The organism is Serratia inhibens (assembly GCF_003591175.1).
In the GTDB taxonomy this organism is placed as follows: domain Bacteria; phylum Pseudomonadota; class Gammaproteobacteria; order Enterobacterales; family Enterobacteriaceae; genus Serratia; species Serratia inhibens.
On the sequence record NZ_QYYG01000012.1, the window covers coordinates 39345 to 54227 of the forward strand.

The window sequence follows — 14883 nt, forward strand, 5'->3', positions numbered from 1 at the left end:
TGCATCATGGTCGTATCGGTTACGCCTGGTCGAGGCTGCCCAGCGCCAGATTGAAGTGCCTACCCAGTTCTCGCCGGTGTTCCGGATGTTCCATCATCGACACGTGGTCGCCGCTGATCTGGCTGACGCTCACTGCACCAGGCGATAACAGCATATCCCAACCCAGCGCGGAGGCATCTTCACGACAATAGCCCGCCTGCCTGATCTTCTGCCAATATTCTCTGAAGTGTTCATTCTGCGAATTGGCGGAAACCTGCTCCTGCTTCGCCTTAAACAGATGGATCTTCAATGAGACCGGCTGCACCTGGGTGGCCTCCACCAGCTTGGCATAGTGATGACGCTGCTGCCAAAGCGCCGCCTCGTCAGCCACTGTGGAATGCTGGGTTTTTATCCCCGCCCGCTGCACTACCTCAATCGCCTCAGGCAACGGCAGTTCGGCCAGTTGCTGGCAAAGCCGCGGATCCGGCGTTTCCAGCGCCGACTCGACCCAGTTCAACAACAGTTGCACCGGGCTGTGCATCGCATCCACCGGCCGCAGAGTATCTATCAGCCCCAGGAATGAGATTGGTTCCCCAGCCGACTGCAACTGCTCGGCGATGGCATAGGCCAATACGCCGCCGGAAGAGTATCCCGCCAGGTGGTAGGGCCCACTCGGCTGCACCTCACGAATCAGCGTCACAGCGCTTGCGGCCATCTCGTGCATGGTGGCCGGCCTCTCCTCCAACGCTGGCCACGGCACGGCGTAAACCGGGTATTCGCGATCAATTTCCTTCGCCAGTTCAAACACGTAGGAATGATCACCAAACCCTGTAGGCACGAAGAACAGCGGATGTCGGCTGCCGCTGCTACGGGCCGGCACCGCTTTGCGCAGAGGCGTACCCTCACTGCGACTATCGATCCGCTCGGCCAGTTCAGCCAGGACAGGATGATTAAAGAGGGTCTGTACCGGCAGAATAACGCCAACCTGCCTCATCTGGCTCGACAGACGCACCGCCAGCAGCGAGTGGCCGCCAAGTTCAAAGAAGTTGTCCTGACGGCCCACTTGTTCAATCCCCAATAGCCCCGCCCAGGCCTGCGCCAATGCCATTTCAGTGTACCCTTGCGGCGCCGCATATTCCCGCGCGGTACTGGCCGCCAGATCCGGTTCCGGCAGCGCACGCCGATCCAGCTTGCCGTTGGCGGTCAACGGCATCGCCTCCAGCCAAACGTAGGCCGACGGCACCATGTAATCCGGTAGCCGATCGCTCAGGTACGCCCGCAGTTGGCCGGGCAGCGCCACGCGGTCGGCATCCGCCGCCGGCACAATCCAGGCCACCAGCCTCGGGCTATGCGCCGCCGAACAGACCTGTACCGCCGCCTCCCGCACCCACGGGCTCGCCGCCAACTGCACTTCTATCTCGCCCGGCTCAATGCGGAAACCGCGAAGCTTGACCTGCTGATCGTTGCGCCCCTGATATTCGATATTGCCATCCGGCAAGTAGCGCGCCAGATCGCCGGTACGATACATACGACCACCAACCGGGTTGAACGGATCGTTCAGGAAACGCTCCGCCGTCAGTTCAGGTCGGTTCAGATAGCCGAGCGCCACGCCAACACCGCCAATATACAACTCGCCAACCGCCCCCACAGGCGCTGGGCGCCCACGGCTATCCAGCAAATAGGCTCGGGTGTTACCGATTGGCCGGCCAATCGGCAGGCGTTTGTATCCTTCAGCCCGTTCGATCAACGCCGTAGTGGCAAAGGAGGTGGACTCCGTTGGGCCATAGGCATGGATCAGCTTCACCGGGCCCTCCTCCTGCAGCAAGCGTGCATAAGCGCCCGGATCCTCTTGCTCACCACCGCTAATCAGGTATTTCAGTTGGGTCAGCGCACCACCGATGCTGTGCGCATACTGATTAAACAACGCAGTCGTCAGGAACAAAGTGGTAATACGCTGGTGCTCTAGCGTCTCGGCCAGCAACCCGGCATCCATCACCACCTCAGGTGCAATGACCACCAATGTCCCGCCGTTCAACAATGCCGCCCACACTTCCATGGTACTGGCGTCAAAGGCCGGATTGGCCGCGAAAGCGACGCGATCGTCGGCATCAAAGGCGGCGTAGCGATTATTGCGTACCAGCCGAGTGACACCCTGATGCGGCGTCATCACCCCTTTAGGCATACCGGTCGAGCCCGAGGTATACATGATATACGCCGTCGACGTGCTCGACAGCAGAAGCGACGGATTGTCTGCCGCATCGTCCTCACCGACATCGTTGACCGGCAGATGCGCTATCGTCTCGTCGCCGGCGGTTTCAGCCACAATCAGTCGCGCTCCGCTGTCGTCGATGATCCATGCCTGACGCGCTGCCGGCAGCAGAGGATCAATCGGTACATACACAGCTCCAGCTTTCATGATCGCCAGTTGCGCACCGACCAGATCGACGCCGCGTACCAGCCGTGCCACCACGCGATCCCCCGGCTGAATGCCTGACTCGATTAACCTCTGCGCCAATTGGTTGGCACGAACGTTAAGTTGCCCATAACTCAGTTGGAGATCGCCATCGACCAATGCAACGGCGTTCGGTGAAAGCCGTACCTGCTCCTCAAACAGGCTGTGGACGCACGCCTGCGCCGGGTAAGGCTCAGAGGTATGATTCCAGCGGCACAGTTGCAACGCATACTCTTCGTCCGGCATCACCTCCAATTCACACACCGGTGTATCCGGTGCCTGCTCTAAAGCCTCCGCCAATGCGGACAAAGCCTTCGCCATATAACCGCACACTCGTTGCGCTTCGATCGGTTGGCTTACCTGCGCCGTTATACCCAGCGAATCGCCGCCGTCCTCCACCGACAGCACGAACGGGTAGTTGGTCCGTTCCTGCGAGTCCAGCAGCGTCACCCCAGTCGGCAATGCCGTGTCCTCTCCACTGTTATGGCGGTAGTTCAGCAAAGCGCTGAACAGCGGCGTTCCGGCCGCCACGCCGCTGCAACGCTGCGCCAGCGCCAGCGGGGCATGTTCGTGGGCCAGCAGCCCGCTCAGCCGACCATGCGCCTGCCGCACCGCCGTTTCCACGTTACTATCGTCGATGTCCAACCGTAGCGGCAATGTGTTGATAAATAACCCCAGCGCTCGATCAGCCCCTTCCCCTGCCTGTAAACGACCAAGCAGAACGGTACCGAATACCACCTCATCACGTCCGCAAATGCGCGCCAGCACCTGCGCCCAGGCCAGATGGCACAGGCTGGCCAGACTGACACCCAGACGCCTTGCCTGCCGCCGCAGCTGCAGATTGAGCGCTGACGACAAGGCCAAATGCGCCGTCGATCCCCCCTGCCCATCGCCGTGCACATCGCTCAATCCAAACGGCAGCACCGGATCATCGATGCCCGCTAACATATCGCGGAAAAATTGCTCATGTTCGGCCTCGCTGACCCCCAGCAGTGCCTGCGCCACCGCATTGCGGAACGGCGGTGCGGCGGCCAGTTCATCCCCGCGGCCCGCCAGGATAAGGTTAATTTCCTCCTGCATCACCGCCAGCGTGGAATGGTCACCGATCAAATGATGCCACTGTTGCAGCACGCACCAGCTGCCGTCAGCCTGCTGCGCCGTGACAAAGTTCAGCAGCGGCGCACGAGTCAGATCCGGTCTGATACGGCGGGGATCGAACAATGCCGTCAGTTGTGCGCCAATCTCACCCGCCGCCGGGTCGAGACGCAGCTCACTCAGCGACAACTCGGCGCGTCGCCATACCACCTGCACCGGCGAAGAAATCCCCTCGCAGACAAAGGCAGTGCGTAGAATGTCATGACGATCAATCACTTGTTGCATCGCCGCCAGCCAGTCGTCCAGCCGCGCGCGGCTGTCGAAACGCAGCACCGCCGACAACTGATACGGGTCACCCTGTTCCGCCATCAAGTGGTGGAACAGGATCCCTTCCTGCAGCGGCGACAGCGCATAAATGTCCTGCACGTTGGCCACGCCGCCCGGCACCTGCGCCACTACCTGGTCGATATCCGCCTGACTCAGCGTCGCCAGCGGCAGCATCTCCGGCGTAATGTGTTCACTGTCGGCATCAATGCGGTTGGTCGGTACACTCACCTCCTGCTGCGCACCCATCGCCTGCGCCAGCGCCGACAACGTCGGTGCGGTGAACAGCGTCTGAACGCCGGCAGCCAATCCGCAGCGGCGCAGCTGCGCCATCAGCTTCACCGCCAACAGCGAATGGCCGCCCAGCTCGAAGAAGTTGTCGTGCCGCCCTACCCGCTTCACGCCCAGCAGCTCGCACCAGATCCCGGCCAGCAGCGTCTCCAGCTCGCCTTCAGGTTCGGCGTAGGCTTCACGCGCATAGGCCTCTTCCTCCGGCGCCGGCAACGCCAGCCGATCCAGTTTGCCGTTCGCCGTCAGCGGCAGCACCTCCAGCGGTACGTAGGCCACAGGCAGCATAAACTCCGGCAGCATGCCCGCCAGGTACTGCCGCAGCGTCGTCGCCAATGTCGTGCGCTCCGCTGCGGCCTCCGGTACCAGCCAGGCCACCAGACGCTTGTCGTCCCCTTCGCCGCACACATCGACCACCGCCTCGCGTACCGCAACATGGCCGGCCAACCGCGCTTCGATTTCACCGCATTCGATGCGGAAACCGCGGATTTTCACCTGCCGATCGTTGCGCCCCAGATAATCGATATTGCCGTCCGGCAGATAACGCGCCAGATCGCCGGTACGGTACATGCGTCCACCCGGGATGAACGGATCCGCCAGGAAGCGCTCGGCGGTCAGATCAGCACGATTGAGATAGCCCAGCGCCACCCCGGCGCCGCCGATATACAGCTCGCCGGTTGCCCCAATCGGCACCGGCTGTTGGCATGGATCCAACAGGTAGATCCGGGTGTTGCCGGCAGGCCGGCCGATCGGCAGACGTTGCCATTGCTCTACCCGGGTAATCGCCGCCGCAGTGGCAATGACGGTGCCCTCGGTCGGTCCATAGGCATTCACCAACTGCACCGGTCCCCCTTCTTTCAGCAGGCGGGCATAGGCATGCGGATCCGCCGCTTCGCCGCCGCTGATCAGGTACTTCAACTGCGCCAGCGTGCCGGCGATGCTGTGGGCGTATTGGTTAAACAGCGACGTGGTGAGGAACAGCACGTTGACCCGCTGCCGCACCAGCGCGGCCGCCAACGCATCGGCATCCGTCAGCACCTCTGGCGTAATCACCGCCAGGCTGGCGCCGTTCAGCAGCGCCCCCCACATCTCCAGGGTAGAGGCGTCGAATGCCGGGTTGGCGGCGAAGGCGAGGCGATCGCCGCGCTCGAAGGTGGCAAAGCGATTGTTGACCGCCAGGCGAACGATGCCCCGGTGCGCCACCATCACGCCTTTAGGGGTGCCGGTCGAGCCCGAGGTGTACATGACGTAAGCCGGCTGATCGCTGGCGATCGGCAACCCCGGGTCGGTGGCCGCGCCCTCCAGCGGACGATCGATACGCAGACGTTTCACATCTCCGGTGATTGCGCCGTCGAGATCGCGATCGCACAGGATCAACATCGCTCCGCTATCGCCGAGGATCCATGTCTGCCGTACGGCAGGCAACTGCGGATCGACCGGTACATACGCCGCCCCCGCCTTAAGGATCGCCAACTGAGCGAGGGTGAGCGCAGCGCTGCGTTCAACGCAGGTCGCCACTCGATCGCCAGGACGCACGCCCTGCGCAATCAGCTGATGCGCCAGCTGGTTGGCGCGGGCATTCAGCTGGGCATAGCTCAGGCTGCCGTCATCGCTCACCAGCGCGACGGCATCCGGATCGTGCCGCACCTGCTGTTCAAACAGGCCGTGCACGCTGCTCTGTGCCGGATAGGCTTCGGCGGTCTGGTTCCAACCATGCAGCAGCAGTTCGCGCTCCGTGGCCGGCAGCAGATCGATCCCCGAAACCGGCAGGGTGCTGCCCTGCGCCATTGCCCGCAGCGCCTGCAGCAGATAAGCGCCATAGCGTTCGGCGGTGGCACGATCGAACAGCGCGGTGGCGAAGTTCAGCGTGCCGCTGACCTGCCCGCCGATCTCCGCCAGATCGAGCGTCAAATCATACTTGGCGGTCTGATAACACAGATTCGCGCTTTCTGCCTGCAGGCCGGGCAGCGCGATATCGCGCACCGACCCGTCCTGCCAGGCCAGCATCACCTGGAATAGCGGGGTATAGCCCAGGTGGCGCGGTGGATTCACCTGCTCCACCACCTGCTCGAACGGCAGATCACGGTTTTCGCGCGCCGTCAGCACCGTGCTGCGGATCCGTTCGATCAGCGTCGGCAGACTCGGATCGTCCTGAAGATCGATGCGCAGCGCCAGCGTGCTGACGAAGAAGCCGACCAGCGGCTCGGTTTCCAGCCGGCTGCGGTTGGCCTCCGGCGTGCCGATGACCAGCTCCTGCTGCCCGGCCATGCGCGCCAGCACCAGGCTCCAGGCCGCCAGCACCGTCATGAACAGCGTAGCGCCGTGCTGCCGGCTGAACTGCCGCAGCGCCTGCGTCAGCTCGGCATCGATGACGACCGGTACCTCCGCGCCGCTGAACGACTGCACCGTCGGGCGCGGCCGATCGGTCGGCAGCGTCAACAGTGCCGGCGCGCCGCTCAGGGTTTCGCGCCAGTATTGCGCCTGCGCCGACAGCCGTTCCGGCGTCAGGTAACTGCGCTGCCAGGCGGCGTAATCCGGGTACTGCAGCGCCAACGGCGGCAACGGATTGGCTTCGTCATGGCGGAAAGCGCCGTACAGGGCACCCAGTTCGCGCAGCAGAATGCCGGTCGACCAGCCGTCGGAAACGATGTGATGGCAGGTGAGCAGGAACAAATGCTCTTCCTCCGCCAAGCGGATCAGCGTGGCCCGCACCAGCGGCCCGGCGCTCAGGTCAAAAGGCGCATCCGCCTGCTGTTGCGCCAGCTGCCGTGCGCGGTTCTGCGCATCCTGCTGACCGCGCAGATCGTGCAGCGCCAGCGGCAGACCGTCGGCCGGCAGAATGTGCGCCTGCGGCCGATCGTCCAGAGTCGCGAATCGGCTGCGCAATGCCTCATGGCGCGTATAGATCGCATCCAGGCTCCGGCGCCAGGCGTCTAGATCCAACTCGCCGTTCAGGCGCAGCGCCAGCGGGATATGGTAGGTTTCACTCATGCCTTCCAACTGGGTCAGGAACCACAGGCGCTGCTGGGCGAACGACAGCGGAAGCGCCGCATCGCGGGCCGTCGCCTCGATCGGCGGCAGCGCCTCGCCCGCAGCCGATCGCAGCTGCTGAGCCAGCACGTGCAATGTCGGGCTGGCAAACAGCGCCTGCAGCTGCAGTTGCAGCCCCGCCTGTTGCAAACGGTTGGTCAGGCGTACCGCCAGCAGAGAGTGACCGCCCAGTTCGAAGAAGTTGTCGTGCCGTCCCACCCGCTCCACGCCCAACAGCTCGCGCCAGATGGCCGCCAGCAGCGTTTCGCGCTCGCCTTGTGGCGCCGCGTAGGCCACCTGACTCTGCGCCCCCTGCGGCTCCGGCAACGCACGCCGGTCCAGCTTGCCGTTCGGCAACAGCGGCAGCGCCTCCAGCAGCACCCAGGCCGCCGGCACCATGTAATCCGGCAACGCCGCGCTCAGATGCTGACGCAGCGCCCCCGCCAGCCCTTCGGGCTCCGCGCCCGCGGCCGGCACCACCCAGACCACCAGCCGCGTGTCGCCGCCCAGCTCGCGTGCATCCACCACTGCTTCACGCACCGCCGGGTGCGTCACCAGCACCGCTTCTATCTCGCCGCATTCGATACGGAACCCGCGGATTTTCACCTGCTGATCGTTGCGCCCCAGGTACTCGATAGCGCCGTCAGCCAGATAGCGCGCCACATCGCCGGTGCGGTACATCCGCCCGCCCGGGTTGAACGGATCGCTCAGGAAACGCTCCGCCGTCAGCTCCGGCCGGTTCAGGTAGCCGCGCGCCACCTGCACCCCGCCGATATACAGCTCGCCTACCGCCCCCAACGGCACCGGCCGCCCGCGTTCGTCCAGCAGATAAACCCGCGTGTTGGCGATCGGCCGGCCGATCGGCACCGACACCCGTCCCGGCTCGCGGCTGCAGTCCCAGACGATGGTGTCCACCGCCGCCTCGGTCGGCCCATACAGGTTATGCAGCTCCACCTGCGGCAGCCGGCGGTAGAACTCCGTCACCAGCGTCGCCGGCAGCGCTTCCCCGCCGCACATCACCCGCCGCACCTTTTGGCAGCGCGCCGCCGCCCGCTCGTCCGCCAGGAAGCTTTGCAGCATCGAGGGCACGAAATGCAGCGTGGTGATGCCGTGTTCGGCTATCGCCCGGCTCAGGTAGTCCGGATCCTTGTGTCCGTCTGGCTTCGCCATCACCAGCTGCGCCCCGACCATCAGCGGCCAGAAGAACTCCGGTACCGCCGCGTCGAAACCGAACGGCGTTTTTTGCAGCACCCGTTCCTGCACCGTCAGGCCGTGGGCGTCCTGCATCCACAGCAGCAGGTTGACCACTCCGCGGTGTTCGTTCATCACCCCTTTCGGCTTGCCGGTCGAGCCCGAGGTGTAAATCACGTACGCCAGATGCGACGACTGCGCCCGCGGCAGCGGATTGTCGGTGCTCAGAGTGGTGGGCAGCGCCTCGTCCAGCGCCAGTTGCGGTACCTCGTGCGCCGCCAGCGCCGCCCGCCCGGCGGCGTCCGCCAGCAGCAGCACCGGATCGGCATCCTGCAGGATGTACTGCAGGCGCTCGCCCGGATAGGACGGATCCAACGGCACATAGGCGCCGCCGGCCTTGAGGATCCCCAGCAGCGCGGTGACCATGCCCAGGCTGCGTTCGGCACATACCGCCACCCGGCAGTCCGGCCCCACGCCGCGGGCGATCAACGCATGCGCCAGCTTGTTGGCGCGGGCGTTCAACTGGGCGTAGCTCAGGCTTTCCTCGCCGCTCACCAACGCAGTAGCATCCGGGGTGCGTTGTACCTGTTGCTCGAACAGCGCGTGCAGCGTCTGGTGCAGCGGGTAATCCCGTGCGGTTTGATTCCAGCCGTGCAACAAATGTTCGCGTTCCGCTGCCGGTAACATATTGATCCGGCTGACCCGCTGAGGTTCTTCCTGCATCATCGCTCGCAGCGCCTGCTGCAGATAGACGCCGTAACGTTCCACGGTAGCACGGTCAAACAACGCGGTAGCGAAGTTCAGCGTACCGCTGATCTGTTCGCCGGTATCGGCCAAATCCAGTGTCAGATCAAATTTCGCCGCGCTGTATTCCAAGCCCGCAGGCTCCACCCGTAGCCCCGGCAACGCAATATCGCGCACCGACCCGTCCTGCCAGGCCAGCATCACCTGGAACAACGGGGTATAACCCAGGTGACGTGGCGGGTTGACCTGCTCCACCACCTGTTCGAACGGTAGATCGCTGTTTTCCCGCGCCGCCAGTACCGTCTTGCGGATCCGCCCGAGCAGCGTCGACAGATCAGGATCGTCACTCAGGTCGATCCACAGCGCCAGCGTGCTGACGAAGAAACCGACCAGCGGCTCGGTCTCCAATCGGCTACGGTTGGCCTCCGGCGTGCCGATCACCAACTCTTGCTGACCGGCCATCCGCGCCAGCACCAGGCTCCAGGCCGCCAGCACCGTCATAAATAGCGTGCACCCGTGTTGACGGCTGAGTTGCCGCAGCGCCTGCGTCAGTCCGGCGTCGATGACGACCGGTACCTCCGCGCCGTTCAACGACTGCAGCGCCGGACGCGGCCGGTCGGTGGGCAGCGTCAACAGCGCCGGCGCACCACTCAGAGCCTCGCGCCAGTACTGCGCCTGTGTCGACAGCCGCTCCGGCGTCAGGTAACTGCGCTGCCAGGCAGCGTAATCCGGGTATTGCAATGCCAGCGGTGGCAACGGATTGGCTTCGCCGTGGCGGAAGGCGCCGTACAGGGCACCCAGTTCGCGTAGCAAAATGCCGGTGGACCAACCGTCGGACACGATGTGGTGGCAGGTCAGCAGCAGTACATGCTCTTCGTCCGCCAGGCGGATCAGGCTGGCGCGCACCAGCGGCCCCTGCACCAGATCGAAGGCTTGGGTGGCCGCACACCGGCACAGCATCTCGGCTTCCTCAGGGTGCTTGCTCAGGTCGTGGAACGTCAACGACAGTCCGTCCGCCGGCAAAAGCTGTACCTGTGGCCGATCGTCACGGGTGACGAATACGCTGCGCAGCGCTTCATGACGGGTGTAGAGCGCATCCAGGCTACCTTGCAGGGCCTGCCGATCCAGCCGTCCGCACAGGCGCAGCGCCAAAGGAATATGGTAGGTTTCGCTCATCCCCTCCAGTTGAGTCAGGAACCACAAACGTTGCTGGGCGAATGACAGGGGCAATGCACCTTCGCGTGCCGTTGGGTTTATCGGCGGCAACGCCGTGGCAGGCGCCGCTTCCAACGCCTTGGCCACCATGTGTAACGTCGGTCCGGCGAACAGAGCCGCCAACGGCAATTGCCATCCGGCCTGTTGCACCCGGTTGGCCAAACGCACCGCCATCAGGGAATGCCCGCCCAGCTCGAAGAAATTGTCGTAGCGGCCGATCTGCTCCACACCCAGTAACTCACCCCAGATAGCCGCCAATAAGGTTTCAGTGACCCCTTGCGGTGCCACATAGGCTTCACGCACACAGGAGCCGGCTTGCGGCGCAGGTAGCGCTCGCTTGTCCAGCTTGCCGTTGCCGGTCAACGGCAACGCCTCCAGCCAGACATAGGCCACAGGTACCATATAGTCCGGCAGACGTGCCTGCAGGTGCTGCCGCAGCCCGGCCGCCAGTTCCCCGCGGTCTGCGCCCTGTGTCGGAACAATCCAGGCCACCAGCCGTTTGCCGCCGTCGCCATCATCAATCGCGTCGACCGCAACACCGCTCACCGCCGGATGAGTGCTCAACTGCGCTTCCACTTCGCCGCACTCAATGCGGAAACCACGAATTTTCACCTGTTGGTCGTTGCGCCCCAGGTACTCGATATCGCCGTCCGGCAGATAACGAGCCAGATCGCCTGTGCGATACATGCGCGCACCCGGCGCCCGGTTAAAGGGATCGTCGAGGAAGCGTTCCGCCGTCAGTTCCGGACGATTCAGATAGCCGCGCGCCACACCTTCACCACCCACGTACAGTTCACCAATCGCACCCAGCGGTACCGGCTGGCCATCGGCGCCCAGCAGATACAGCCGCAGATCGGGAATACGTTGCCCGATTGGGCTGGTGGTGATCGCCACGTCCTGTACCAACAGCGGGCGATAGGTGACGTGCACCGTGGTTTCAGTAATGCCGTACATGTTGATCAGCTGTGGTCGGTTGTCCGGATTACGCGCATACCACGGCGTCAGATCGGACGGTTTCAGCATTTCGCCGCCAAATACGATATAACGCAGTTGCAGTTGCTGCCGCTGGTCGCTGTGGGCCTGTGCCTGAATAAACGCTTTGAAGGCGCTGGGCGTTTGGTTCAGCACCGTGATGCCGCTGTGACAGACAAAATGGTAGAAATCCGGAGCCGAGCGAGCAATCTCCTGCGGTACGATAAACAGCTGGCCGCCGTGCAGCAGCGCACCCCAGATCTCCCACACCGAGAAGTCGAACGCGAACGAGTGGAACAGGCACCATTTGTCGTCGGCGGTAAAGTGGAATCCGTTTTCGGTAGCACTGAACAGCCGCGCAACCTGACGATGCTCAACCATTACGCCTTTGGGTTTGCCCGTCGAACCTGAGGTATAAATCACATACGCCAGATTTGCCGGGGTCAGCCCGGCGGGCTGCGGATTTCCGGCACTTTCCTCAGGCAGCTGCTCCAACGCCAGCACCGGTACCTCCGACTCACCCAACGCCTGACGGCCAGCGGCGTCCGCCAACAGCAGCACCGGTGCGGAGTCTTGCAAAATATACTCTAGCCGCTCCCCACCATAGGCGGGATCCAACGGCACATAGGCGCCACCGGCCTTGAGGATCCCCAACAGCCCGGCCAGCATCGGCAACCCACGCTCGGCACACAACGCCACCAGGCTGTCTGGCCGAACGCCCTGCTGTATCAGCCGCAGTGCCCAGCGGTTGGCCCGATCGTTCAATTCGGCATAGCTCAGGCTCTCGGCGCCGCTCACCACCGCCGTAGCGTCTGGCGTCCGCTTCGCCTGCGCTTCAAACATGCTGTGCAGGCAGGAAGGTGATTGATGTGCCGTAAAGGTGTGATTGAGGGTTTTCAGCAGCAGTTCGCGCTCCTCGGTGGACACCAGATTGAGTTCATTGACCGGTCGTCGGTGGGAACCTGCCCGGACCGCTTCGTTAAGCAGCATCAACAGGTGCTGAGTCGCGCGCAGCATTTGCTCATCGGCCACCGAAGCGGCGTCATATGTCCAACGGAAGGCACCGTCGGTTTTGCAAATCTGCAATACTGCCCGTGAACCGGACGCCATGATGGCGGCGACACCCTCATCTTCAGGTTGCAATCCTTGATCCGTGCGCCGGCTGACAATGGATACTGCCGTTGGCCAGGCCAGCGGCGCACGCAGTTCCGCATCGCGCGTCAACAGTGCGGGATGGCATGAAGCATGTGCCTTGAGTTGCCCATACTCCTGCTGCAGCGCCGTCAGTGCATGCTGAAAATTCTGACCGTTGTCGATCGAAACCTGCAGCGGTAGCGCCCACACGGACAAGTTGGACCAACGTCCCCAATCGTGATCGTCTTGCGTAATCCAGCCGAGTTGAAAATCGCTCTCATTGCACATGCGCGCCAGATAGAGGGTCGCTGCGGCCAATACCTGCTCACCGGAAATGTGCTCCAGGCGCTGCCACGCAGTGGCTTGCCAGCGAGCAGGAACGCCCGCCCGGCGCCCTGGGCCCGGCGGGAAAGGCGCGGGATAAAAATGCGTCAGGCGCGGTGTCCAAAACGCGGCATTATTGACGCTGGTGGCATAAACAGTGCCAAAATGCAGCGCTTCTGTGTCGCTCAGCAACGGCAATACGTCGCCTACCGACAGGCCACAGGCCTGCGCCAGCGCGTCTGCCGGTTGGCGCGTGCCATCAGCGCGCAAAAACGGCCCGGCCCGCACTACGCCGGGATGGGTGGCGATATACCAACCGTTTGCGTCGATCTGCAGCAGCGTTCCAGGTTCGCCTGCATCCTCACTCCGCACAGCCTTTAATGCCGTCAGCCCCAAAACGCGATCGGCCAGCAGTATCTTTGCCGGGTAGCCAGAACCAACGCCCTGGCTCAGCGAAGCAACCATGTGCCGTAACTCCTCCGCCGGGCGATCCCAACGAAGGAATCCCCCGGCCGGCGGTTGACGACGGTTAGCATAAAAACTGCCGGTAGCGTCCAACTCTGCCTGAGCCGCAATCTGCCGATCCAGCGCCTCGACGGTCCCCGTCGCCGGGGTGTTCAGCGCACGCAGAACAAACTGGAAACGCTGCTGCAAAACATCCAGATCGGCTAATGAATTTGCATAAACGGCATCCGAGAACGTGACGTCCAACTCCTCTGCCTGCTGATCTTCATACAGCATAATTTGTAAATCGCCGGCAGGAATGTTCCCACCGTAATACCAACGAGTGCGGCACCCCCAAAATGGCTCACCATGATCGAAGGAAATAATATTAATCGAAGGACCAAACCAGCCGGCATCCGTGGTGCCTTTATCGCGGCGAATATCCTCGCAGCGATATAATTGATGACGTGCAACTCTGGCTATTTCCGCCGCAACCTGCTGAACAAATTCCGCCAGAGTTTTCTGTGGGTTAACGTGAATAATTAATGGGACTACGTTGGACGTCATGCCAATGCTATTGCGTTCGCGCGTGCCGGTCACCGGCATGCTGAAATTAAGACATTCGCTACCCGTCAGGCTGTAGAAAGATAATGCCACTGCGGCAACCAGAATATGAGCACGGTGAACGCCAATAATTTCAGCACGCTCCTGAAGCTGATCCAGCACGCTTTTTTCCAGCAACCGCGTACTGTGCTGCATGGCCGACTCAGGAGTCAATATCGCTTTGCGCGACAGGCTGCCCGATGCGGCGACGGTATATTCTCGCCAGAAAGCCTGGTCCGAAACATAACGTGAGGAAGAGCGATATTTGGCGTCGTTCTCGCACAGCAGAGAGAAGGGGCAGTTGGCAAATTCGGGTATCTCTGCCCCGGAAGCCAACGCATTGTAATAGGCTGCAATGCGCCGCATCACTTCTTCCGCGCTGCGACCATCGGTCATCATGTGGTGGAAACGGCGATAGATAAAATAGGTTTGCGGAGCAAGCGTGATGACATAAAAACTGAAGGGCTCGGCATCGGTGGCCCGGCGGGTCAGCGCGGCGTCCGCGATCATCCAGCGGCTGGCGGCCTGTTCGGGGCTTTCCTCGTGGCTGAAATCAAGCGTGAACAAGGGTTCATGGGTCCGTGGCGCACGGTATTGGTACAACTCACCGTCTTTTTCCACAAAATGAGCCTGCAGAGCGGGGGTTTCTTCGACTATTGCATCGATGGCCTGCCGCAACAGCGTAATGTCTAGCGGACCCTCTACCCGGCCATACCCCCAAATATTAAACGACAACTCTTTGGAAATATTTTCTCCCAACCAGAGTTCACGCTGCGCCGTAGTAATTTCATGCAGCTCCGTTTTATTCGTTACCGCCAGGGCATCTGCGCGGAATTCCTCACCTTTCACATTAGTTTGTTTGCTCATAATACTCTCTAGTACGATTTCATTAAGTGAATGAAAATAACTGATCGATTTTTAGGCAAAGCCTGGCCGCCCGACAGGTCGAGTCAGAATAAAAAATGAAAAAGTTGGATCTTTACGCCAACTAAGTAAGGAATTGATCGCTAATACAGAGCCTCCTGCGCACTTCATTTCCTGGAGGGATGTAGTATAGAAGAAGATATTTTGTTTGGCGAAAGGGGGGC

Annotated in this window: 1 protein-coding gene; it reads right to left on the reverse strand. The window is 62.3% G+C overall.

The features are described 5' to 3' along the window. Window positions 1–19: 19 nt before the first annotated feature. A complete protein-coding gene (locus tag D4100_RS23945) occupies window positions 20–14662 on the reverse strand; it encodes a non-ribosomal peptide synthetase (protein ID WP_119805403.1) in 14643 nt (4880 codons plus the stop codon). Between the last annotated feature and the right edge of the window lie 221 nt (window positions 14663–14883).